This is a genomic window from Ruminococcus turbiniformis, assembly GCF_020687545.1.
Classification (GTDB): Bacteria; Bacillota; Clostridia; order Lachnospirales; family Lachnospiraceae; genus Mediterraneibacter; species Mediterraneibacter turbiniformis.
In genome coordinates this window covers 11856-36241 of the sequence record NZ_JAJEQX010000003.1, presented here as the reverse complement: position 1 = coordinate 36241, position 24386 = coordinate 11856, and the positions used below count along the sequence as shown (strand labels likewise).

Genomic DNA, 24386 nt, shown 5'->3' with positions numbered 1-24386 from the left:
GCTGTTTTATCCGCATTTAGAGTCGCAGAGCGAAACATGAATAGAACAGCTTTGCAGACAATCTATTATCAGCGGGGGATCAGATTCCCCCGCTGTTTATACTTACTGTCTTTGTCGCTACTGCTTCCCGGAAGGCTCTGTCGTGTTCTACAAAAATCATTGTAGGCAAGAATTCCCGGATGAGCCGTTCAATCTGTATCCGCGAATAGATATCGATAAAGTTAAGAGGTTCATCCCAGACATACAGGTGGGCCTGTTCACACAGACTTCTTGCCAGGAGTACTTTTTTCTTCTGACCGCCTGAAAAATCTTTCATATCTTTTTCAAACTGAACTCGTTCAAAATCCATTTTGCGAAGCACTGCCTTGAAGAGGCTTTCGTCAAGCCCGTTTTTGTCCGCATAGTCGGACAGGCTGCCGTGCAGATGTGACGTGTCCTGCGGCACATAGGAAATTACAAGACCGGATCCCACTGAGACTGATCCGCTTACTGCAGCCGGGCTCCCAACGGCAGGAATTCCAGCACCGTTTTCCGAGAAAAGTTCCCCGGTCAGGAGTTTGAGCAGACTGCTTTTCCCGCTGCCGTTTCTGCCGTCGAGTACGATCCGGTCCCCCTGATTTACCGTAAAAGAGACCGGGGCGCAGACTGCCTTTTCACCGTAGTGGATCTGAACGTCGGAGAACACTGCGAGTCTTTCCGTGTGGTACTGCAGGGGAAAGAGCTTCAGTCGCTCGGCAGTCTCCCGGTTTTTGAGCAGGCCGGCTTTTTCTTCTGCAGCCTGCTCTCTCCGTGCCTCGATGGATTTGGCACGCTTCATCATCTTTGCGGACTTGTGACCGATATATCCCCGGTCGGCCGGACCGCCTCCGAACTTGGAAGCTTCGACCTGATCCGACCAGGCGGATGTCCGTTTCGCCGCCTTTTTCAGACGGCCGATATCTTTCTTCAGACGTTCATTTTTGGCCTCCTCCATATGCTGCTGACGTTCAAAATTTGCATACCAGGATGAAAAGGTACCGCTTTGCACCTCGATGTCGGTTCTGTTCAGCGACAGGATATGGTCCACGCATCCGTCCAGGAAATGCCTGTCGTGAGAGACAAGGATAAAGCCTTTTTTCTTTTTCAGATAGGCGGACACAGCCTCTCTTGCCTGCATATCCAGATGATTGGTAGGTTCGTCGATGAGCAGAAAATGCCCTTCATTCAGGAACAGAGCGCAGAGCAGAGCCTTCGTCTGTTCCCCGTTGGAGAGTGTATAAAAGGGGCGGTAAAGGACATCCGCGTTTACTTCAAGGAGAGAGAGTTCGCGCATGATCTCCCAGTCCTCTGCGAGAGGACAGACCTCCCGCAGAACATCCTCTGTCATACGGTTTTTGTCGCTTACGGGATACGGAAAATAGTCAAACTCTACGGAAGCATGGATTTTTCCGCTGTATTCATATTTTCCGAGAAGCAGATTTAAAAAGGTCGTCTTTCCTCTTCCGTTTCTTCCGACAAATCCCAGTTTCCAGTCCGTATCAATCTGAAAATTTACATTCTCAAAAATGTTGTCCCAGCCGGACGGATAGGAGAAAGTCAGATTTTCAACTTTTATCATAGACATAGTCAGATTTCACCTCGATTTCTGTCAGCCTGTTCAGTGCTGACCAGCTTTTTGTACAGGCGACGCTCATAAGCCTGGACTTTTGCCCTCAGCCAGGAGCTCGGACACGCCCGAATTTCTGCCCGGCGCGATTACAAAAAAAGGGCCGCAGGAAAGTTTCCCGCAGCCCTGTAAGGCATAATCAGCATAAATCTGCAAAGCCGCGCAAAGACGGCTTTTATATGAGCTGAAATGAAAGGACAGATTCTTAACTTTCCTGCATCAGACGAAAATAATACTGAAAAAACAGTATCACCGCGCGCTTTAAATTATTATCTGCAGGAAAAAATAATCATCCTTCCACTCCTTTCGTATGATGTGACCCCGCTACTCGGATCAGGTTCATCGTGAATCTTTTGTCACCATATCACAAATCTGCAGAATAATCAAGATTTGTTTTGGAAGTTTTACTATAGTAAAATAGCAGTAATGTATTTTTTGCCGTACAATCGGCAGGGAACGATTGTTAATAACTCAATATTGTGGAAACCAAAATCTTGGAAGGAGTTTATCATCATGAAAAAGGCATTGAACGAGATTCTTACAATTAAGGAATGTGCCGGTATGAGACTTCTGGCCGGGCAGGGCGGGCTCGGACGGCTCGTCGAATGGATCGACCTTATTGAGACGCCGGACAGAATTCCCTATTCGACGCCGAATCAGCTCATATTTATGACCGGGACACAGTTAAAGTCAGAGGATGAATTTCTGCAGCTGGTGAAAATGGCGGACGAGCATCAGCAGTCAGGCGTTGTATTTTCAATAGGCGGGCCGTACTGGCAGAGAACACCGGCCATTGTACTTGAATATTGTGATGCGCACGATTTTCCCTTCCTGGCGATTGACTGGAGCGAGAAAATATCGAAGTACACCCACGCTATCGGCCAGTATCTGCTGACCAGTGCAGAGCGCCGGCTTTCTGTCAGTTCTATTCTGGGAAGAGTGTTTTCAGGCGAGATTTCTCTGCACAATAACGAAGAAGCCATGGCGGTAATCAGCCAGATGGGAATTTCGGACAAGAAAAAATATCAGGTCAGCGTCTGTCGGATTTCCGGTGACAGCAATGTCCCGCCCCGGACATTTCAGACGGCGCGGGAGCAGATGATTGCCAGATTCCGCTCGGTCGAGAAGATCGCGCAGCTCATTGTCCCGATGGATGACGGCTCGGTTTCGATCATGTGGAAAAACAATGCGTCAGAACTGATTAATGACTCCATTCTGCTGGAGTTTCGGGACTTTTCAAAGAAGATTGAAGAAGAGCATCCGGGAATACGGATCAAAATAGGATTAAGCAATCCCTTTACACATATAGAGAATCTGGAGGAGGAATACCGCAGAGCCTGTATGGTGCTCCGGCTGATCAATTCTGAGATACAGAAAGAAAAGATGATTTATCAGTATAATCAGCTGGGGCTGTTTCAGATGATTGCGGACTGCATCGACAAGGATTACATACGGGAATTCCAGAAGGAAAACTACGATACTCTCCGTGTTTATGATGAGATGAACCATACGGATTTCTGTTCGTTTCTGGAGATATATTTCAGGTGCAACTGCAATGTAAAGAAAGTAAGCGAGACGGCGTACCTTCACAAGAATACGGTTCTGTATAAACTGAAAAAGATAGAAGGGATTCTGCACTGTGATTTTGATAATATTGATGATCTTGTCAACTTAAGGCTTGCCCTTATTATAAAAGATCTGGCAGAGGACGAACGGCAGCAGAGTTAAAACCGCAGCGGGAGGAGAAATTATGAAATTTTATGTAGTAGATGCGTTTACAGAAGAGCTGATGGGCGGCAATACGGCAGGCGTTGTGCTGATGGATGACTCAGCCCCTTATATTACAAAACAGATGATGAAAAAAACAGCGGAGGAACTGAAGTACAATATTACGGTATTTGTGCGCAGAGACGCAGACGGACGGCTTATGTTCAAATATTTTTCCCCTGTGGATGAACTGGATCTGTGCGGACATGCCACAATAGCGGCTTTCACCGCGCTTCTTGACATCGGGTGGGTTGAGGACAACAATTCCTATGTGTACTGTACCCCGGTCGGCCCGCTGGAGGCGATTATCCAGAACGGATTTGTTATGATCGAGCAGGGCGAAGGGAAGATTATCCGCATTGTAAACAGTGAGATTGAAATGGCAAGGATGTATGAGATACTCGGCCTGGATTTCCAGAACGTGCCGGCAGAACTTCCGGACGGAGGACGGATCAGGCTTTATCCGGCCATTGTGTCAACGGGGATCTCGGACATGCTTGTTCCGGTCAGGGACGAGGAGGAACTTTCAAAAGTAGATCCCGACTACCATGTCCTTAACAAGATGTCAAAGGATTACGGGGCGGCAAGCTTCCACATCTTCACTCTTGCCGAAGGGAAGGAAGGACCGCACTGCCGGAATTTCGCGCCGCTGTACGGCGTGAAGGAGGATATCGCCACAGGGACGTCCAACGCGTCTCTTTTGTACTATCTGTATAAAAACGGGGTGATGAAAAGCGGCATAAAATATGTGTTCACCCAGGGGGAAAAGCTCGGACGCGCAAGCCGCATTTTCGGACAGGTGGAGGAAAAGGAGAAAGGGAGCCCTAAAATTCTTGTCGGAGGAACAGGAAGAATCCTCATAAAAGGAACAATATATCTGGAGTAAAGTGAGCTTATTACATCTTAGTCAGTCAGATCATTTCAACCACTTTCGCATTTTAAGGAGGCTGTCTGCAGCCGGATTTGAAACCGGCTGCAGACAGCCTTTTTGTGCGATAAGCCCGGAGGACGACCGCCGTGCTTGCACGAGCGGGTATCCGACGGGCAACGGTCATCGAGCGGCTATGCCGCGAGATGAGCGAGGTATCGCGAAAAGTCTTTGGACAACTGCACATACCTTTTTGTGTGGATGAATATATATAAAATGCACAGATAAAACTATAATTTAAACAGTATTTAGTACAAAATATATAAATTGCATAGTGGTTTTTTTCACTAAGCAATGTTCCGGAGTCAGATTTTTCCACCATGAAAAGCCGGGTAATACAGGGGTTCGCTCCTTGCTTAATTAAGACAATTTTTATGGAAGCGGCACCGGCATGCCGGCTTTGGAAGGTGTGGAGAAGTATAGAAGTAAAAGTAAAGTAGAAAGGAGAAACAAATGAAACTGACGAATTATGAGAAGGAGATGCTGGACGGACAGCACGGTGAGGTCCGTCAGCAGGCGATGCAGGCACTGTATGATCTGGCGCAGTTTTACGATGTGGAGAAGTTCGTAGAGATCGTGCTCTGTCATGATGACAGTACTGTATACGCAGGAGAGGCGCAGGTGGCGTTCGCAGAGAAACTGGCAGCTGCAGGGGCGAAATTTGCAGTGCCGACAACGACAAACGCAACAGCCTGTGATATCGCAAAAGGAAAAGAGCAGGGACATGACGATACTGTTGTTGACGCAACGGCAAGAATCGTTGCATCTCATGTAAAAATGGGGGCAATTCCTACATGGTCATGCGCGCCTTACCAGGCAGGGTTCCAGCCATCCTTCGGACAGCAGCTTGCCTGTGCGGAGTCTAACGTTATCTGCTTTTACAACTCTATTATCGGGGCGCGCACAAACAGATATGCAGGACCCCTTGAACTCCTCTGTGGAATTGCCGGAAGAGTTCCCTATTTCGGACTTCATGTGCCGGAGAACAGGTATGCGGAAGGCCTCGTGAAGCTGGGCGACGATATTAAGCTCGAGTGGTTCGAGGACGAAGCGCTTTATCCGATCGTATCCTACGCATATGGCTCTATCGTAGGCAACCGTATCTGGGCAATCGACGGAATGCCGCGCAATATTACCAATGACAACTTAAAACAGTTCAGCGCGACTGCAGCTTCTTCAGGAGGAATCGCATTGTTCCATATGATCGGCGTTACGCCGGAGGCGCAGACACTTGAGATGGCGTTTGGAGGAAAGAAGCCGAAAGAGATCGTAGAGATTCACGTAGATGATCTGGAGAAGGCAGAGTATGAGCTTTCCAAAGCCGAGCATATCGAAGAGGGCGGCTGCCGTGAAGGAGATCCGATCGACGTTGTTCTTATGGGATGTCCCCATTTCTCATTCAATGAATGCGCGGTTGTAGAAGATCTTATGAAGGGCAGACATGTAAGCCCTGATACAGAGATGTGGCTGATTGTAGGCAGAGCAACTGTTGACAGAATCAAAGAGAGCGGTCTTTATGACAGGCTTCAGAACCTCGGAGTTAAGATTTACAGTGACGGATGTATCTTAGAGTACAGAAATGACATCCTGGGCAAGCACTCCATTATGTCAAATTCAGGAAAATTTGATACATACTGCTTCAGCATGAGAGGCGTTCACCCGGTATTCGGAAATATGTACGAGTGTGTGGAAACCGCAGTGACAGGAAAGATCGTTAAGGGGGTAAGACCATGGAAAAAGTAAGAATGAATTGTAAAGTTGCAGTATCGGGAAACGTCAGGGCAAAACTGATTTACTCAAGAGACTCTTTCTGCTTCTGGGGCGGCGCTGATCCGAAAACAGGAGAGATCCGTGATGACAGAAGTGACTGCTGGAAAAAGAATATGGCTGGACAGGTGTTCGCATTTCCGTTCGGCAAAGGCTCAAGCGGAGCAGGACTTGTCATTCTTGAGCAGGTACGTTTAAACTGTGCGCCGGCAGCACTGATTAATGTGAACAGCGATCCGGTTATCTTAACAGGTCCTCTGATCGCAAAGCATTTTTATAACAAGAGCATTCCGGTTGTAAATTTAAGCCAGGAAGATTATGACAAATTGAACGGAGCAAAGGAAGTTGAGTTCTACGAGGATCACGACTATATAGACGTTTACTATTGATTTGGAACTGATGCAAAGGGAGTGGTACACGCGGAAGATGACAGGCTTTATTTACAGAGAAAGCAGACGTGTACGCACTTTCTGTGGAAGAGAGATTAAAGAGAGGAAGGAAATATGGAAGATAATAACAGACAAGTGAATAAACTGGCGTTTTGGCCGGCAATTATATGCCTTATCATATTCCTGATTGCAGGTGTTTTATTTAAGGATGAGATGGGAGCGCTGCTTACTTTTATCATGTACGGAATGGCAGATAACATGGGATGGTTTTTTGAACTGTCGGTTATCGTTGTCATTATTCTGACATTTGTTCTTGCATTTTCTAAATTCGGAAATATCCGTATCGGCGGACCGGACGCAAAACCGGATTATAAAACATGGAACTGGATTACAATGTCACTGTGCGGCGGAATCGGAACAGGCCTCCTTTTCTGGGCAATGGCAGAACCGATTTATCACTTTATGACTCCTCCGGTTGCGGCAGGCGTGGAAGCCGGCTCCAGAGAAGCGGCGATCTTCGCGGTATCCCAGACAATGTGGCAGTGGTCTGTACCGCAGTACTGCCTGTATACAATCTGTGCGGCGGCATTTGCAATTATTACTTACAATATGAAAAAGAAACTGGCTTTCGGACCGATCCTTACAACAGGAATCGGAAAGAAAGGAAGAAAGATTGAGACTTTTGTACATGCGGTCGTTATCTTCTGTCTGTGCGGCGCGGTTGCAAACTCCATGGGTGTTGGTCTGATGCAGATCGGCGCAGGTGTAGAGTCTATATTCGGAATCCCGCAGTCAGCGCTGATCTGGCTGATTGTAGCAGTAGTTATCGGTGTAATCTTTATTTCCTCCAGTGTGTCTGGAATCGGAAACGGACTTAAGAAGCTTTCTTCTTTTACAACGATTGTCTTTATCGCTATCCTGATCTATGTACTGATTCTGGGACCGACAACGTTCGTCGCAAATCTTGGAACAGAGTCTGTGGCAGAACTGATGGATCATCCGTTTGAGAAAACGGCTATTTTAAATACCATGGCAGAGGGCGATACATGGCCGGCTGACTGGATTGTACAGTACTGGGCTTCATTTGTTGTATATGCCCCGATCCTCGGAATGTTCTTAAGCCGTATGGCGAAGGGAAGAACGCTCCGCCAGTTTATCCTTGTAAACGTACTGGCTCCGTCAATTTTCTGCATTGTCTGGATCGCAGTATTCGGCGGATTAACAGTAAATCTTCAGACAACAGGCGCTTTTGATATCTGGGAAGGCGTAAATACAACAGGAATGCAGTCAACAATCTTCTACATACTGAATACATTCCCGCTGGGCAAACTGCTTACAATCGTGTTCGTTGTTTCAATCTTCACATCCTTTGCGACAATGGCTGACCCGGTTGCGGCTGCACTTGCAACTGTCAGCACAAAGGGATTAAGCGTTGACGACGAGGCTCCTGCGAAGCTTAAAATCGTCATCGGAGTGATCATGTGTGCGATGGCATATGTCCTTGTAGCATCAGGCGGTGTGGATTCGATCAAGGGAATGTGGAATATCGTTGGATTGCCAATCGCATTCCTCATGTTTGTAGTCATTATCTCCGGCTTCAGAAATGCGGCTAAATGTGTGAAGAAAGATGACAACATTGTGATAGAGGACGAAAAAGAATAGGAGTAGGAAACATGGCAAAAAAGAAAGCATTGACAAATGTGGAACTGTGCAAAGGCTGCCGACTGTGTGTCGGCGCCTGCCCAGTAGGGGCGATTGAAGCCCTTATGCAGGTGAATAAAAAGGGCTATGAGATCATCAGAGTTGATGAGGATAAATGTATCGGGTGCGGAAACTGCTACACAATGTGTCCGGATTATGTTTTCTCGATCGAAGAAGTCTGAAAAGAAATGGAGGAATCAGTTTTGAGCACAGAAAAGATTTTGATGAAAGGCAACGAGGCGATCGCTGAAGCTGCGCTCCGTGCGGGCTGCCGTTTCTATGCGGGCTATCCGATTACGCCTCAGAGTGAAATCCTGGAGTATATGGCAGCGCATATGAAAGAATGGGGCGGAACATTTATCCAGGGGGAAAATGAGATTGCAAGTATGAGTATGCTCTGGGGAGCAGCCGCAGCGGGAGCAAGGTGTATGTCCAGTTCCTCCGGTCCGGGATATGACTTAAAGCAGGAAGGAATCTCTTATTTATCTTCCTATAATCTCCCGGCTGTAATTGTCGACGTTATGAGATATGGTACCGGCGACGGTGAAATTACAGAGGGGCAGGACTCCTACTGGGAAGCAGTAAGAGGCGGAGGACATGGGGACAAGCGCTGTATTGTTCTTGCACCGGCTTCTGTGGATGAATGTGCGAAACTTACATATGAGGCGTTTGACCTGGCTGAGAAATACAGAAATGTTGTAATTATCTTAAGTGACGGAGCAATCAGCCAGATGGTTGAACAGTGTACACTGCCTGAGGCAAAGGAACACGACATCAACAAGTTTGACTGGACGCTGACGGAGACAAAAAAGAAAGAAGATAAGAAAAATAAAGTAACCAACCTGGACCGCACCATCGGAAAACCCGCGTTTAACAGCATGATGCGGGAAAAATTCAAAACTATGTTTGAGACAGAGCAAAGATGGGAGGAAGTCGAGACAGAAGACGCGGAGCTGATTCTTGTAGCATATGGAATTTCTTCCAGAGTCTGCAAGACAGCTGTCAGAGAGGCGAGAAAGAAAGGCTTAAAGCTCGGGCTGATCCGTCCGATTTCTGTATGGCCGTATCCGAGGAAGGCTTTCGAGAATATTCCGGATCATGTGAAAGGATATGTGACTGTTGAGATGAGCCTTTCCTCCCAGATGGGCGAGGATATTCTGCTGGCCTGCAAACATCAGCGTCCACTGTATGGATATCTGACCGCTGAGGATGTACCGGAGCCGGAAGGACTGATTGAGTACTGTGAAAAGATTCTCGCAGGCGAGATAGAAGCAATGGAGGTATTGTAAAATGGCAGGAATGAAAAAACCGGAATCAATCGTGCAGACGGCCGGATACTGCGGCGGCTGCGGACACGGAATCATCCAGCGCCTGATCGCAGAATCTGTGGAAGAGCTGGGCATTGCGGAAAAGACGATCGCAGTAGTGGATATTGCCTGTGCATACTGGTCACTGGATGCACTTAATTTTGACGGAATTGCCGGCCCCCATGGCCGCTGTGCGTCGGTTGCGACAGGTATTAAGAAAGTACGCCCGGATGCAAATGTATATGTACATGCAGGAGACGGATGCTCCTATGTAATCGGCCTTGCGGAGACATGTTTTGCCGCGGCCAGAGATATTCCTATTACAATGATTGTTGTAAATAACGGTATTTTCGGAATGACGGGAGGACAGCTCTGTCTGGCGACAACTCTTGAAGGAGACTGGACAGTATCTTCTGTAAAGGGAAGAAATGTAGAGGATACCGGAAAACCGTTTGATGTTCTCCAGATGCTCAAATCCATGGACATCGAGTTTGCTGCCAGAGGCGCCGTATATGATGCGAAGCATATCAGAGAACTGAAGAAGTACATTAAAAAAGGCTTCGAAAACCAGAGAGACAAGAAAGGATTTTCCATCATTGAAGTTCTTTCCCCATGTCCGACAAACTGGAAAATGACTCCGGTACAGGCAATGGAGAAGATAAAAGATGAAACGGAAAAGATTTTCCCGACAGGTGTATTTGTTGACAGAGGAGGTGCGAAATAATGGCTGATATTATTCTGGCCGGATTCGGCGGACAGGGTGTGCTTACTGCAGGACTGATCCTGATCAATGTAGCGGTAAAGCAGGATAAAAACGTAACATGGACCTCCTCCTATGGTGCTGAGATGCGCGGAGGAACCGCAAGCTGCAGCGTGGTGATTTCGGATGAAGAAATCGGAAGCCCGTATCCGACCAAACTGGATGTGCTTCTTGCGCTTAACGAGCCTTCCTATGATAAATTTCTTCCTATGGTGAGAGAGGGCGGAACTGTAATTGTCAACAGCTCTCTTGTAAAGAAGGAAAACTATCCTGACAATGTAAATGTGTGGAAGATAGCGGCGACAGATCTCGCCAATGAGCAGGGAGCAGCCAGAAATACAAACATCTATATGCTGGGGGCTTTCGTAAAAGCTACAGGCATGATGGAAAAAGACTTTTTCATTGAGCAGATGAACGCATATTTTGAGAAAAAAGGAAAAATTAATCCTGCAAATGCTGTCAGTATTGAAAGAGGATACGAGCTTGCAGAGAAGGTCTGAGAATGACGGAAAGGTCTGGTAGAAATTTATGAGACTGGATAAACTTTTAAAACCGAAATCCATTGCGATTATCGGAGCCAGTGAGAAAGCCGGCTTCGGCGGGGATACGACGAGAAACTTCTTCCGCTTTACAAAAAAGAGCGAGAAAGTCTATCTGGTACACCCGAAATATGATACAGTACTGGGCCATAAATGCTGGCATTCCCTGGATGAGATCGACGATACGATCGACCTGACGGTAATCTGTACAAACCAGAAGACAGTCATCCCGCTGCTTGAGCAGGCGTCCCGCAAGGGATGTCACGCGGCGGTCGTGTTCGCCAGCGGCTACGGTGAGACAGGAGCGGAAGGAAAGGCGCTTCAGAAGGAACTTATCGATAAGTGCGCGGAGCTTGATATCGCGCTGATGGGTCCCAACTGCGCGGGATTTGCAAACTATGTGGACGACATTTTCCTCTTTGCATTTGAGACGGAAGAACGGGAGAGAAAGGGAAATATCGGAATGATCTCCCAGAGCGGGCAGATCGTTCTGGCGGGGCTTGATCTTCCGGGAATCAAATTCTCCTATGTGATCTCCTCAGGAAACAGCGCCAATGTGACGGTAGAGGATTATATCGAATTTCTCGTAAATGATCCGGACACAAAAGTTGTGGCGGCATACTACGAAGGAGTGAAAAAGCCGGATGTGCTCGAGAGGGCGCTCAGGAAAGCGGCGCAGATCAGAAAGCCGGTCATCATACTGAAAACCGGACGTTCTGCAAAATCGAAAGAGCTGGCAAGTTCCCACACAGGCAGCCTTGCGGGATCAGACGGAGCGTTCCGTGCGCTTCTTAAGAAATACGGCGTGATCGAGGCAGAAGATCTGGAAGAACTGTTCGCTCATGCGAAGATGTTTTCCGCACTCAGCGAATATCCGAAGGGAGAACGGTTTGTATTCATGAATGTTTCCGGCGGCGAGGCCGGAGTGACCGCAGATCTGGCGGATATGAGCGGAATCACTCTTGCAGATCTCTCGGACGAGACAAAAGAGGAACTCAAAAAAATGCTTCCGTCCTATGCAACGGTCAACAATCCGCTTGATATGACAGCTTCTCTCGGATATGATTCCGACAAGCTGGCGGCGGCATTCAGGTATCTGTTTAAAGATCCGGGAGTGGACAGCATATGTCTCGGCTATACAATCACTCCGGAGATCTGGGATACAACGGTGGACTATATGGTAGAGGCTATTCAGATGGTGAGCAATGATGCAGACCGGAAACCGATCTTCTGGCTTCCGTTTATCGAGCATACTCGCCATCCGAAGTCGGCGCAGATTCTGGAAGAGTGCCGGGTTCCGCTTCTGTTTACAGGAAAATACGGACTCAAATCCCTGAAGAAACTGATGGATTTCCTGAAATTCGAGTATGAAGATACTCCTGCAAGTCTGCCGGAGAAGCCGTTCGGAAAGAAGACAAGAGTGTACACCGAATATGAGAGCAAGATGTTCCTGGCAGAGAGAGGGGTTCCGGTTGTTCCCCAGGAGATCGCCCTTACCGCAGAAGAAGCGGCGGAAGCGGCGGAGAGAATCGGATATCCGATTGTCCTTAAGATCAATTCCAAGGATATCATGCACAAGTCCAATGTAGGCGGCGTAAAGTTAAATCTTATGAACGCGGACGAGGTAAAAGAAGCCTTTGAATCGATCATAAGCTCAGGAAGAAAACACTGCCCGGATGCGGACATTCAGGGCGTACTCGTGGCACACATGCTCAAATCCGGTGTGGAAGTGATCGTCGGAGTCAAAAACGATCCCCAGTTCGGCCCAATGATTATGGCAGGACTTGGCGGTGTGTTTGTAGAGATTTTCAAGGATGTACAGACAGCTCTTGCGCCGATTACGAAGAAACAGGCAATGGATATGATACGGGCGCTCAAAGGGTTCCCGCTGCTTGACGGATACAGAGGCGCGGAAAAGCTCAATGTGGATGCGCTTTCCGATTTCCTTGTGGCGGTGTCCGATGTGGCTGCACAGGAGAAACATGTGATCAAGGAGATGGATATCAATCCGGTTCTTGTCACAAAAGAAGGAGTCGAGATGGCAGACGCACTGCTTATCTCTTATGAAGAGGAGGAATAAAAAATGGCTGGAATCACATTAAATACAGACAAGGCACCTGCGGCGATCGGACCGTACTGCCACGGAAAGAAATGCGGAAACTTTATTTTTACATCAGGACAGATCCCGCTCTATCCGGGAACAGGCGAAGCGGAGACAGATGTAAAGAAAGCGGCGAAACTTGTTCTTGAAAACGTGCTCGCCATCGTTGAGGAAGGCGGCGGAACAAAGGCCGACATTGTGAAGATGGAAATCTTTGTCAGGGATCTGGATGACTTTGCGGCGATCAATGAAGTGTACGCGGAGTTCTTCGGGGAAAACAAACCTGCAAGATGGCTCGTTCAGGCTGCAAGGATGCCGGGGAATGCGGTTCTCGAGGCGGCTGCAACGGCATATATCGGAGATTAAGGCTGACGAATAGTACATATTGGTGAGACAGCAGAGTAAGCAAGCTGCCGGGAAAATCAGGACTGCACTGTCTGCTCGGAAATGGTGCCCTCCATTTTAAGCATATACGCAAATGATTTTCCGGCGGCTTGTTCTCATAAAGGAGGGATTTATATGGGATTTAAACGAGTGATCAACGTAGTAGAGACGCATGACGGCGAGCCGATGAGAGTTGTAACAGGCGGAGTCGGGCATATTCCGGGCGACAGCGTCTATGAGATGGAAGAGTATCTGCGCACGCAGGACGACAGCCTTCGTAAATTCCTGCTTCGTGAGCCCAGAGGATATCCCCCGATGTGCTGCAATATCATTGTTCCTCCAAAGCATCCGGACGCAGCTGCAGGTTTCATTATTATGGAGCAGACGGAGTATCCGATGATGTCCGGCGGAAATGTCATTTCTGTCGCGACAGTTCTCCTTGAAACGGGAATGATTGAGATGAAGGAGCCCTACACAGAGTTCCAGCTCGAGGCTCCGGCAGGTCTGATCGGAATCAAGGCGAAATGTTCTATGTGATGGCGGATGTACGCCAGTTCCCGTGGATTGAACTTACGCCGGACATGGGACGTGAGATCACGAGAGTTTCTTCACTGATCCTGCGCGCAGCCCAGGATCAGCTTCCGGTAGAGCATCCGAATTATCCGGGCGTGGGAATTACAATCTCCCAGCTCTTCGGACCGACAGACGATCCGAACGCAGATATCAGAAATGCGGTTACAGTTGCCAGCGGCGAGGTCGATTTTGACAATCCGTCCACATGGATCGGCGCTCTGGACAGATGTCCGTGCGGAACCGGAACATGCGCGAGAATGGCTGCAATGTACGCCAAAGGAGAACTGAAGTTAAACGAGACATTCCGGCATCAGGGACTTCTCGGAGTTGTCTACAAAGGACATCTGATCGAGGAGACTGAGATCGCGGGGCACAAAGCAGTGATTCCGACGATCGCGGGAGAGTCCTGGATTTACGGATACAGCAACCTTGTCCTTGATTCTACAGATCCATTCCCGGAAGGGTATACGATCGGCGATATCTGGGCGTAGAGGATGCAGAAGAGTGAACTTGATGAAATTGATCCCGGTGTGCTGCCGGGGGAGAAAGAAAAATAAAAAGGAGGCAGAAGAATACTATGGCCAAATATGCATTTAAAGGCGGCATGCTGATCGATGGAACAGGCGCGCCGGCGGTGGAAAACAGCCTTGTGCTTGTGGAGGAAGAAAAGATCGCTTACGCAGGGGCGGCAAAAGAAATTCCGGAAGGATATGAGACAATTGATATCAGCGGGAAGACGATCATGCCCGGCCTGATCGACGCTCACCTCCACTTTTCGGGAAATCTTACGGATAATGACACAGACTGGCCGACAGAGGATAATCTGCAGAAGGCGGTTGTGGCGGTTCAGCAGGCGCATGAGTGCCTTGACGCGGGACTTACCACAGTCGGCGAGGTCTCTCTGTTCGGTATTCATATCCGGAACATGATTGAGCAGAAAGTGATGAAAGGGCCGCGTGTTGTTGCGACAGGGCGGGGTTTTTGCGCAACATGTTCCCACGGAGATTCCCACAAGGTATCGATCGAGCAGAACTACGCGGGACATCCCTGGGGCGAGTGTGTGGACAGCCCGTGGGATTTAAGAAAAGCAGTACGCAGACGTCTCCGTGAGAATCCGGATGCGATCAAAATCTGGGCGACCGGCGGCGGTATCTGGCGCTGGGAGACGGCTATGGACCAGCATTATACGATGGAAGAAGTCCAGGCGGTTGTTGACGAGTGCAAGATGCGCCATGTGCCTGTATGGTCCCATTGCTTCGGAAGCGCCTACAATTCAGTAAAGGCCGGCGTCGACCTGATCATACACGGCCAGTCGCTGGATGACGAGACGCTGGATATGATGGCGGAGAAGGGAATCGCCCTCTGCCCGACGATCAATTTCATGCCGGCATGGCTTAAGACATTCCCGCCCAAATATGACCCGGCGCTTCATGACCAGTACCCGGGAGAGACAGTGGCGGAGAAAGATCTCCAGCGTATCTACGCGAACCTGAAAAAGGCAAAGGAAAGAGGAATCCTGCTGACAATCGGTTCTGATTCCTTCAACTCCCAGATGACACCTTACGGCGAGACAGCGGTGGGTGAGCTGCACGCATTTGTTGAATGCGCAGGAATCAGCGAGATGGACACAATCGTAGCCGCAACATTAAACGGCGCGAAAGTGTTAAAGGTAGACGATGTGACAGGCTCTCTGGAGGAAGGAAAGAGCGCGGACCTGCTTGTCATCGACGGGAACCCGCTGGAGAACATCAGGAATATTACAGTCGACAATATGCTCGTCATTATGAAAGAAGGAGACTTCGCCAGAAATAACCTGTAGAAGTTTTTCCAAAGATTTTGCATGGAAATCCCGTTATTTTAATTCACATGTACAAAACCGGACGGGAAAGCCATCCTGAATATCATATAATCACAGAGAATCCGGAAAATCACAGCCGCATTGTATGCCCAGAACTGGCGCCCTCCATTCAAGGCATATACGCTGTGATTTTCCGGAGTTCTCATTTCGCTGCATTTTTCCACCCCCTGCATTTTTCCACCCCCTTGAAAAATCCGGAGCAGGTGTTATAATGGGCTCTGTACTTTAAAACACAGAATACGGAAAAGACCGACATGAAATTATTTTACCGAAAGCATTATCGAATAATTAAACCTGCAGCGACCGGAGTTTTAAGTCTGATCCTGGTTGGCCTGATTCTTTTATCACCGGAATTTCAGAGGCTTTTTGCGAAAACAGCGGATGCGGCCCAGACTGAGGAAACTGTTGCGCAGACTTCTTCGGAAGCTTCAGCGGGGGGCGTATCAGACGCAGATCAGACGGCGGACAGCGCGGAGGACGCGGCGTCCGGGGATTCCGGGACGGCGGGCAGTGAAACAGAGACCGTACAGCAGGACAACGCCCAGATGCTTGCAGGTGAGGACAGCTGGATGCTTGCTCTCATAAACAGGGATCATCCGCTGGACGCTTCCTATACACCCGCGAGTCTTACACAGATTGATGATTCACACTCTGTGGATTCCCGCATAGCCGACGCACTCTTAAAGATGTTAAATGACGCTTCCGCCCAGGGGCTTGATATGTATGTAATATCAGGATACCGCTCCTATGATTACCAGACGCAGCTCTTCAATGACGGAGTCAGCCAGCGCATGGGACAGGGTCTTACAGAGGCGGAGGCATATAGCGAGACGGCGCGCAATGTGGCTGTACCCGGCACGAGCGAGCATGCAAGCGGGCTGGCGGTTGATATCGTTTCAGCAGGGTATACGCAGCTGGATGAGGGACAGGCCCGCACAGCCGAGCAGCAGTGGCTGATGGAGCACTGCTGGGAATACGGATTTATTCTCCGGTATCCGGAAGGAACGGAAGAGATTACGGGAATCGTTTATGAGCCGTGGCATTACCGCTATGTGGGAGCAGAGACGGCGAAAGAGATTACAGAACAGAATGTGACTCTTGAAGAGTATCTTGGACAGAACCGTTCGTAAAGCCAGGGGCGATTCTGAAGGTGAGCCGCCCGTGAGCCGGGAAATGTTTCGGAGAGAACCGCCTGTGGAGCAGAGAATGTTTTCGTGAAAAAGCTGCCCCTAAGAGAGAGGCAGCTTTTCTCCTGTAAATACAATTACAGACCGTTCACCGAGCAGCAGATTTTTTTCCGCGGAGGGCATTTCCTCCGGCGAAAAGGTCTGCTGTTTTTTATCGCCTGTGTTGACGGCAATTTTCCATGTATACCCGTCAGGAAGATCGGGCAGAGTCAGATTTGCCGCTGTCCAGTGCGCGTTTACAGCTACATAGACCAGATCCTCCCGGGCGGCGTCCTCGTCGTAGCCTGAGAAAAGAACGCAGGACACAAAGTCATTTTTGGGAGTGTCTGTTTCCCAGGGAATAAGCCCGTGGATACTCATGGAAGGAAAGCCGATGTAGCTTGGCTCCAGATCCTTGCGGATGGCCGGGTGGTTCATGCGGAAGGCGATCATGTAGCGGAAAAAATCAAACAGGTCTGCGTTTTTCTCAAGCAGGCTCCAGTCAATCCAGGAGATCTCGTTGTCCTGGCAGTACGGGTTGTTGTTTCCGAATCTGGTATCGCCGAATTCGTCTCCGGATAAAAACATGGGAGTCCCGCGGCTGCACATGAGGACAGCACAGGCATTTTTGATCATGCGGAAACGCAGGGAAAGGACATCCGGGTCGTCAGTATCCCCTTCCACGCCGCAGTTCCAGCTGTTATTGTCGTCAAAACCGTCTGTGTTGTCCCATCCGTTGGCTTCATTGTGCTTCTGGTTGTAGCTGTAAAGGTCATACAGAGTAAAGCCGTCATGGCAGGTCAGAAAATTTACAGAGGCATTTCCGCCGCGATATACCGGATCGTACAGATCGGGGGAGCCTGTCATTCTCTGCGCCGCGATTGCCGCCATGTGGGCATCGCCTTTTAAAAAGCATCGCATATCGTCGCGGTAGCGTCCGTTCCACTCAGCCCAGCGTTTCCAGGAGGGGAACGATCCTACCTGGTAGAGGCCGCCGGCGTCCCAGGCTTCCGCGATCAGCTTTACATTTCCGAGAATGGGGTCAAATGCCAGACTGCGAAGGAGAGGCGGCTGATTTAAAGGCGTACCGTTCTCGCTTCTTCCCAGGATGGAAGCGAGGTCAAAACGGAACCCGTCTACCCGGTAGTCTGTCACCCAGTAGCGCAGACAGTCCAGGATCAGTTCCTGGACAACCGGGTGGTTGCAGTTTAACGTGTTGCCGCATCCGCTGAAATTATAGTATTTCCCGTCCGGTGTCAGCATGTAGTAGATGTTGTTGTCAAATCCCTTGAAGCAGAAAGAAGGCCCCAGTTCATTGCCCTCGGCGGTATGATTAAATACAACGTCCAGAATTACGTCGATGCCGTTGTCGTGGAGCGCCTTGATCATTCTTTTAAGCTCCATGCCCTCCCGGTTGTATTCTGTGGAGGAGGAGTAGCTTGTGTTCGGGGCAAAGAAACAGACCGGGTTGTAGCCCCAGTAGTCAAGCAGCTCATTTTCATCGATCAGGCGGGCGTCACGCATTTCGTCAAACTCGAATACGGGCATAAGCTCTACCGCGTTGATGCCCAGCTTTTTCAGATACGGGATTTTTTCTTCCAGTCCCCGGAAGGTTCCCGGACATTCCACGCCGGAAGTGGGAGACTTTGTAAAGCCCCGCACATGCAGTTCATAGATGACAAGATCCTCCATGGGAATAGGGGCGGAGCGTTCAAGTCCCCAGTCAAAGTTATTGTGGACGACGCGGGCGCGGTAGCTGTGCTGAGGATTGTTCGTACAGCCCCACTGACTCTGGCCGGTGACGGCGCGCGCGTATGGGTCAAGAAGGATTTTTGTCCTGTCGAAGCGCAGTCCCTTTTTTTCATCATAGGGGCCATCCAGCCGGTACGCGTACTCAAATTCCTCTACGTCCAGTCCGAATACAATCATGGAGTAGACAAAACCGATTTTGTAATTTTCCGGGAATTTAAGCGCGGCGAACGGCTCCTCGGCTTCACGGTGGAAAAGGAGAAGTTCGCAGGAGGCCGCCCCGTGAGACTGAATCGTAAAATTTACCCCTCCGGGAATAATTGTCGCCCCGAAGAAGCGGAAAAAGCCGGGACGTACCTGAAAGCCGGAGATCGTATCAAGCGGCTGCAGCTGCTGCCCCGGAACAAGTATAAGGTCGGATGTGTGCAGTGACATATAATTCATCTCCTTTTTCGGTTATCCGGAAAGACAGCGGAAGCTATCTTCTCTCCAGATAGAATACGGCCAGCTGGGTACGGTCCCTGAGGCCGAGTTTATCAAGTATCATACTGAGATAGTTTCTCACGGTTCCCTCGCTTAAATACAGCTGTGAGGCAATTTCACGGTTGTTGAGCCCTTCCGCGATAAGGCGTATTACGTCCAGTTCCCGCTCGCTGATCCCGTGCGCCGTATAATCAAAGGAAGGTTTCTCGTCCTTTGCGATGAGTCCGGGGATACGGGAGACGATTCCGTCTCCGAATACGGACTGTCCGGACGCTGCGGCATGGATTGCCGGGATAATATTTTCATAATCCTGTTTGAGAAGATATCCGGCCGCGCCAAGCTTCAGGGCTTTTATAATATACTCGTCGTCGGAAAAGGTTGTCAGAAGAAGGATGCGGGCATCGGGAAATTCTTTTAAAATCTGCTCGGATGCCTTAAGGCCGTCCATTCCCTTCATGCGGATGTCCATAAGCAGGACGTCAGGACGGTGCTTTCTGTACAGGGAGAGGGCCTCACTTCCGTCAAAGGCAGAGGCGGCGACCTCAAATCCGGGCTGCGATTCAAGAATCATCTTCAGAGCGCTTACGACAAGGCAGTCGTCGTCAATCAGTATCAGTTTCATGGTAAGAACTCCTTTTTGGTATAGTAATCAGTATTTTAAATCCGTTTTCTGTAAAAAAGTGGATGCTTCCCCCAAGTTTATTTACCCGTTCACGCATATTGGAAAGGCCCATTCCGCCCGTCACTTCCGGTGGGTGGACTCCCGGCGGACCGTCGTTCTCAATGCAGAGCTGATAGAGGGCGGGATGTTCCCGGATGGTAATGGAGGCATTCTCCGCGCTGCTGTGCCGCATGATGTTTGAGAGGGCTTCCTTTATAATGCTGATGAAGCTGTATTTTACATCTCTGGGTATAAACCTGCCTGCGTCGAAGCAGTAGGAGACCGGACAGAATGTAAATTCCCGAAGAAGAGAACGCACGGCTTCATCCAGGTTGACGGCATCATCCCGCAGATCGTGGACGCTTGCGCGGATGCTTGTCATGGCCTGAGAGAGCGTCTCGTCCAGGGAGTCAATTGTCTGGGAGAGAGAAGGGTTGCGGTTGACGGATTTAACAGCGCCTACAAGCAGGATGGAGCGGGAGAGAAGGTGGCCTACGTTGTCGTGAATCTCTCTGGCGATCCGGTTGCGCTCTTTCAATGTAGCTGTGTAAATTTCATAGTCCTGCTTTTCCAGAAGCGTCCGGTTCTTTTCTGTGAGCAGAATGTCACGTTCCGCGCTGTCATCCTGAATGCGTCTGAGTGCGTCTTTTAACTCTGAACATTCCCTGGAAGTTTTTGCAAGAAGAAAACCGGCGGCAAATCCGAACAGTTCCAGGAAAAAAAGCACAGTACCTGAAATATGCAGACGGAATGCGCAGAGCAAAAACAGAATGATGCACAGGCCTGCCGCCGGGAAAAGTCTGCGCCGGAACAGGCCGTACATGACGGCCGGGGCGAAAAAGAAAAACGGCGGAGCCAGGAAAAACGCGGCGAAAAAGCAGACGCAGAGAGCGCCGAAGATGCGGCTGCCATTCAGAAAACGATCCGCTGAGCAGAGAATAAGGGCGCAGAGAAACGCCGCCACATAGAGAAGATCCGGGCGTACATAAAACAGTGAAAATATACACAAAAGAAGGAGCAGAATGTAATTCAGCTCTTCCTGTATTGTATCCGCATACATAGTGTCCCTCCGAAAACCAGTGTCTTACTACTGATAATTATAGACTATCACAGCGGGAAAGCAAAGAAAAATAAAGAAAGGACGGCACAAACATACCCGGAAAGTGACATTTGTCATGCGGGTCTGTGACAGAGAACACTACAGCAAGCAAATGTGCTGTTCTATAATGACAGCATAAAATGAAATGTGACAGGAGGTACGCGTTGTGATAAAAATAGAAAATCTTGTGAAGCGGTACGGAAACACAGTCGCTTTGGACCATTTTAATCTGAACGTAAAAGAAGGGGAGATATTCGGACTTTTGGGCCCCAACGGAAGCGGAAAGACAACCGCGATCAACTGTATGCTCGCCCTTTTAAAATTTGACAGGGGATCGATTAAAATTATGGGCGAGGAGATGGCGCCGGACAATTACCGGGTGAAACGGCAGATCGGAATTGTTATGCAGGATGTGGCTGTATTTGAGGAATTGAACGTCCGGGACAATATCGATTATTTCTGCAGCCTGTATGTATCGGACAAAGGAAAAAGGAAAGAACTGGTTGAGGAAGCCATACGGTTTGCCGGCCTTGAAGATTACCGGAAGGCATATCCGAAGAAGCTCTCCGGAGGCCTCCTCAGAAGGCTGAATATCGCCTGCGGAGTTGCGCATAAGCCGAGACTGATTATTCTGGATGAACCCACTGTGGCGGTGGACCCTCAGAGCAGGAACCGGATACTGGAGGGGATCTGCGAGCTTTCAAGACAGGGATCGACGATTGTCTATACATCTCATTATATGGAGGAGGTAGAGCAGATCTGCACAAGAATCGCCATTATGGACCATGGCAGAGAGATCGCTGTGGGAACAAAAGAAGAGCTGAAGAGTATGATCAAAACCGGAGAGACAGTGACGATAGAAGCTGTGATACTGGCCGGGGAGGAACTGGAAAGAGTGAGGGAGCTTCCGGGAGTATACGAGGTCCGGTACGAAGGACAGACGCTTACGGTCAAGTGTACGAAAGGAAAGCACAACCTGATCCATATCCTCAATTTTTTAAATGAACGTGAAATCCCGTTTGGACGGGTGTTCTCCGAGCTTCCTACATTAAATGACGTGTTCCTTGAGATTACAGGCAAGCAGCTCAGAGATTAAACAGACTTTTATGAAAACAGGAGGGACGTCAGATGATGCATTTAATCAAATACAGCCTGCTTACAAAGCTGCGGAACAGAAGCCTGATTTTCTGGCCGCTTATCTTCCCGTTTGTGCTGGCTACAGTCATGTATTTTTCCATCGGGCAGATCGGGGAGGCGGATTTTGAAACTGTGAGAGCGGCGGTAGTGGCGGATGAAGGAGGGGAACTGTCCGGAACAGAAAGTTTTTCTTCTTATCTGGAAGCGATGGAAGAATCCTCCGACATGATGCTCGCAGAGGAAATGACGCGGAAGGAGGCGCTGGACGCGCTCGAAAAAGGCGAAGTGGACGGGATCTTTTACAGCGGGGAAAATCCTTCGCTTACTGTAAGCACAACCGGATTTGCGCAGACTATCCTCCAAATGGTACTGGAGAGCTACATGGAGGGAAAAGAGACGCTGGAGGATGTGGCGGCTCTTCACCCGGAAGGGATGGAAAGTGCGGTAAACCAGATGGGAGAATATACAGATACGGTGGAACAGGTCTCGCTTGGCGGCAGGACGACGGACGGGACAGCGCAGTTTTTTTACGCACTGATCGGAATGGCCTGTCTGTACGGGTGTTTTATCGGATACAGCTCAGCCATGGAGATGCAGGCGAACCTGACGCCGCTGGCAGCCAGGCGGTGCGCGGGGCCGGTGCACAGGCTTAAGATGATTCTTGCAGAGACGGCGGTATCGTTTGGCATTCATTTCGTGAATATGTCGCTTTTGCTGGCTTATATGAAGTATATTCTGAAGCTGGAGTTTACAGGGTCTTTCCTGGAGATGCTTCCTGCGGTTTTTATGGGAAGCATGATCGGTGTGACGATGGGAATGTTTATTACCAGTGTGGGAAGAATGGGAGAGGGCGTGAAGATCGGAATAATGATCGGAGTGTCTATGGCAATGAGCTTTCTGGCAGGGCTTATGAACGCTGATGTGAAAAATGCGGTTGACCGGACCGCCCCGCTTTTAAACCGGATCAACCCCGCGGCGGTTATCTCGGACGCTCTCTATTGCCTGAATGTATACGATGCGCCGGAGAGATATGCGCAGGATATGGTGATCCTGGCGGTCATGTGCGTGCTTTTGACGGCGGGGACATATCTGCTGATAAGGAGGGAACGTTATGGCAGTATTTAAGGCATATATGAAAATCGCCAGAAAAAATTTCTGGATGATTCTGATGTATCTCGGCATCTTTTTTGCGGTCACGGCAATGTTTCAGATGTTTGCGGGTGAAGAGACGCAGGATTATTCTGCCAGGAGCGTACCTGTCGGTATTGTGGACGATGACCGGGGAGAGGCGGCTGCAGGGCTGGCCGCATATATCGGGAAAACCAATGAGGTGGTAATGCTTGACAAAGACAGGGAATCCATGCAGGAAGATCTGTTCTACCGGAATGTGGAGTATATTGTCAGGATTCCCGAAAACTTTTTTGAAACATGCATTCTCGGGGAAGAGAGCCTGAAAGTGACGTCGGTTCCCGGAACTTACTCAGGGCATTACGTGGAACAGCAGATTGACAATTTTGTGAATTTCGCAAGGGTTTACGCGGCCGCAGGTTTTTCGGAGGAGGAGATCGCAGACGCTGCCGCGGACAGGGAGAGCGCGTCGGTTGAACTGATGGATTTCAGCGGAAACGAGGGAGGAACCCCAGCTTATGTATTTTATTACCGCTATCTGCCATATCTGTTTTTAAGCGTGCTCTGCTATGTTATGGGATATATTCTGATGGGATTCGGCAGAGGAAGCCTTCCGCAGAGAATGAAGGCATCCGCGGTGCCGGCCCGGCGGCAGAGCCTGGAAGGTTTTGCCGCGTCCGGTGTCCTCGCAATATCGCTGTGGCTGATAGCCACTCTGGCGGCGCTTGTTCTGTACAGCCGGGAATTTCTCAATAATTCGGCAGCAGGATGGTATCTGATTAATTCCTTCGCCCTGCTTCTTGTCTCTCTGTCACTGGCTTATTTTGTGGGAACGCTTGTGAAAACGTCCGATGCGCTCAACGGGATTGTGAACATTCTGGGACTGGGCATGTGTTTCCTCTGCGGCGTGTTTGTGGAGATGGATTATTTGAGCGGCCCGGTACGGAAGGCCGCGCAGTTCCTTCCCGTTTACTGGTATGAATCCGTGAACACGCTTCTGGCCCGGTATGGAGATTCGGCCGGGAACGTTATGACGCAGATTTTAAGCGGAATCGGGATACAGGTTCTGTTCGCGGCGGCGCTTGTCTGCCTGACCCTGGCTGCGGCAAAAAGAAAGGAGAGGGCTGTTTAACGTACGGCCTTTCCGGAAAAATTCTTTTTCACGGGTTCTTGACTTTCCGCAGCTGTTTCCTTTATGCTGTATTTGGTAAAAGAATGAAGCTGTTTATCAAAATGAAGGAGGG

20 protein-coding genes and 1 pseudogene are annotated in these 24386 nt (G+C 49.4%); 17 read left to right on the top strand and 4 right to left on the bottom strand.

Going from position 1 to position 24386, the window contains the following annotated elements; genetic code table 11:
- Positions 1-79: 79 nt before the first annotated feature.
- A complete protein-coding gene (gene abc-f, locus LKD70_RS02405; protein ID WP_227706465.1) occupies positions 80-1603 on the bottom strand; it encodes a ribosomal protection-like ABC-F family protein in 1524 nt (507 codons plus the stop codon).
- Positions 1604-2158: 555 nt separating this feature from the next.
- Between abc-f and LKD70_RS02400 the strand changes: the two genes are divergently transcribed.
- The 14 genes and pseudogenes from LKD70_RS02400 to LKD70_RS02330 all read left to right on the top strand — a co-directional run bounded on the left by LKD70_RS02400 (position 2159) and on the right by LKD70_RS02330 (position 16849).
- Complete coding sequence (locus LKD70_RS02400; protein WP_227706464.1) at positions 2159-3373, top strand: PucR family transcriptional regulator; 1215 nt, start codon at positions 2159-2161, stop codon at positions 3371-3373.
- 22 nt (positions 3374-3395) lie between these two features.
- Positions 3396-4298 carry a PhzF family phenazine biosynthesis protein gene (locus LKD70_RS02395; RefSeq protein WP_227706463.1) on the top strand — a complete coding sequence of 301 codons (903 nt, stop codon included), beginning with the start codon at positions 3396-3398 and terminating at the stop codon, positions 4296-4298.
- 495 nt (positions 4299-4793) lie between these two features.
- Positions 4794-6083, top strand: a complete 1290-nt coding sequence (locus LKD70_RS02390) for an aconitase X (RefSeq protein WP_227706462.1) — start codon at positions 4794-4796, stop codon at positions 6081-6083.
- Positions 6071-6496 (top strand): aconitase X swivel domain-containing protein, encoded by a 426-nt coding sequence (locus tag LKD70_RS02385; RefSeq protein WP_227706461.1) that lies wholly within the window; start codon positions 6071-6073, stop codon positions 6494-6496. The genes LKD70_RS02390 and LKD70_RS02385 overlap by 13 nt, the downstream gene beginning before the upstream one ends.
- A gap of 114 nt (positions 6497-6610) precedes the next feature.
- Positions 6611-8158: a BCCT family transporter gene (locus LKD70_RS02380; RefSeq protein WP_227706460.1), complete on the top strand. Its 1548-nt coding sequence runs from the start codon at positions 6611-6613 to the stop codon at positions 8156-8158.
- Between the two features lie 11 nt (positions 8159-8169).
- Positions 8170-8379: a 4Fe-4S binding protein gene (locus LKD70_RS02375; protein ID WP_227706459.1), complete on the top strand. Its 210-nt coding sequence runs from the start codon at positions 8170-8172 to the stop codon at positions 8377-8379.
- Positions 8380-8400: 21 nt separating this feature from the next.
- Positions 8401-9486: a 3-methyl-2-oxobutanoate dehydrogenase subunit VorB gene (gene vorB / locus LKD70_RS02370; protein WP_407690884.1), complete on the top strand. Its 1086-nt coding sequence runs from the start codon at positions 8401-8403 to the stop codon at positions 9484-9486.
- Position 9487: 1 nt separating this feature from the next.
- The gene (locus LKD70_RS02365) at positions 9488-10228 is read left to right on the top strand and encodes a thiamine pyrophosphate-dependent enzyme (protein ID WP_227706458.1); all 741 of its coding nucleotides are present in this window, start codon (positions 9488-9490) and stop codon (positions 10226-10228) included.
- Positions 10228-10764 carry a 2-oxoacid:acceptor oxidoreductase family protein gene (locus LKD70_RS02360; protein ID WP_227706457.1) on the top strand — a complete coding sequence of 179 codons (537 nt, stop codon included), beginning with the start codon at positions 10228-10230 and terminating at the stop codon, positions 10762-10764. Before LKD70_RS02365 ends, LKD70_RS02360 begins: the two co-directional genes overlap by 1 nt.
- A gap of 28 nt (positions 10765-10792) precedes the next feature.
- The gene (locus LKD70_RS02355) at positions 10793-12883 is read left to right on the top strand and encodes an acetate--CoA ligase family protein (RefSeq protein ID WP_227706456.1); all 2091 of its coding nucleotides are present in this window, start codon (positions 10793-10795) and stop codon (positions 12881-12883) included.
- Positions 12884-12886: 3 nt separating this feature from the next.
- Positions 12887-13270, top strand: a complete 384-nt coding sequence (locus LKD70_RS02350; protein ID WP_227706455.1) for a RidA family protein — start codon at positions 12887-12889, stop codon at positions 13268-13270.
- Between the two features lie 81 nt (positions 13271-13351).
- Positions 13352-14352, top strand: a pseudogene (locus LKD70_RS18495) (proline racemase family protein).
- Between the two features lie 86 nt (positions 14353-14438).
- Positions 14439-15680 (top strand): metal-dependent hydrolase family protein, encoded by a 1242-nt coding sequence (locus LKD70_RS02335; protein ID WP_227706453.1) that lies wholly within the window; start codon positions 14439-14441, stop codon positions 15678-15680.
- A 293-nt stretch (positions 15681-15973) separates the two neighbouring features.
- Positions 15974-16849: a M15 family metallopeptidase gene (locus tag LKD70_RS02330; protein ID WP_227706452.1), complete on the top strand. Its 876-nt coding sequence runs from the start codon at positions 15974-15976 to the stop codon at positions 16847-16849.
- A 99-nt stretch (positions 16850-16948) separates the two neighbouring features.
- On the opposite strand, the gene glgX is transcribed toward LKD70_RS02330, so the two are convergent.
- Genes glgX through LKD70_RS02315 form a run of 3 tightly spaced genes read right to left on the bottom strand, consistent with a single transcriptional unit; the run spans position 16949 to position 20838 of the window.
- Positions 16949-19069, bottom strand: a complete 2121-nt coding sequence (gene glgX / locus LKD70_RS02325; RefSeq protein WP_227706451.1) for a glycogen debranching protein GlgX — start codon at positions 19067-19069, stop codon at positions 16949-16951.
- A 43-nt stretch (positions 19070-19112) separates the two neighbouring features.
- Positions 19113-19739: a response regulator gene (locus LKD70_RS02320; RefSeq protein WP_227706450.1), complete on the bottom strand. Its 627-nt coding sequence runs from the start codon at positions 19737-19739 to the stop codon at positions 19113-19115.
- On the bottom strand, positions 19720-20838 hold the full coding sequence (locus tag LKD70_RS02315) for a sensor histidine kinase (protein ID WP_227706449.1): 1119 nt from the start codon (positions 20836-20838) through the stop codon (positions 19720-19722). Before LKD70_RS02315 ends, LKD70_RS02320 begins: the two co-directional genes overlap by 20 nt.
- Before the next feature lie 205 nt (positions 20839-21043).
- Here LKD70_RS02315 and LKD70_RS02310 point away from each other — a divergent pair, with 205 nt between their 5' ends.
- The 3 genes from LKD70_RS02310 to LKD70_RS02300 are packed head-to-tail and all read left to right on the top strand — an operon-like array spanning position 21044 to position 24274.
- A complete protein-coding gene (locus tag LKD70_RS02310) occupies positions 21044-21973 on the top strand; it encodes an ABC transporter ATP-binding protein (protein ID WP_227706448.1) in 930 nt (309 codons plus the stop codon).
- Positions 21974-22005: 32 nt separating this feature from the next.
- A complete protein-coding gene (locus LKD70_RS02305; protein WP_227706447.1) occupies positions 22006-23139 on the top strand; it encodes an ABC transporter permease in 1134 nt (377 codons plus the stop codon).
- Positions 23126-24274: an ABC transporter permease gene (locus tag LKD70_RS02300; protein WP_227706446.1), complete on the top strand. Its 1149-nt coding sequence runs from the start codon at positions 23126-23128 to the stop codon at positions 24272-24274. Before LKD70_RS02305 ends, LKD70_RS02300 begins: the two co-directional genes overlap by 14 nt.
- The last annotated feature ends 112 nt before the right edge of the window (positions 24275-24386 follow it).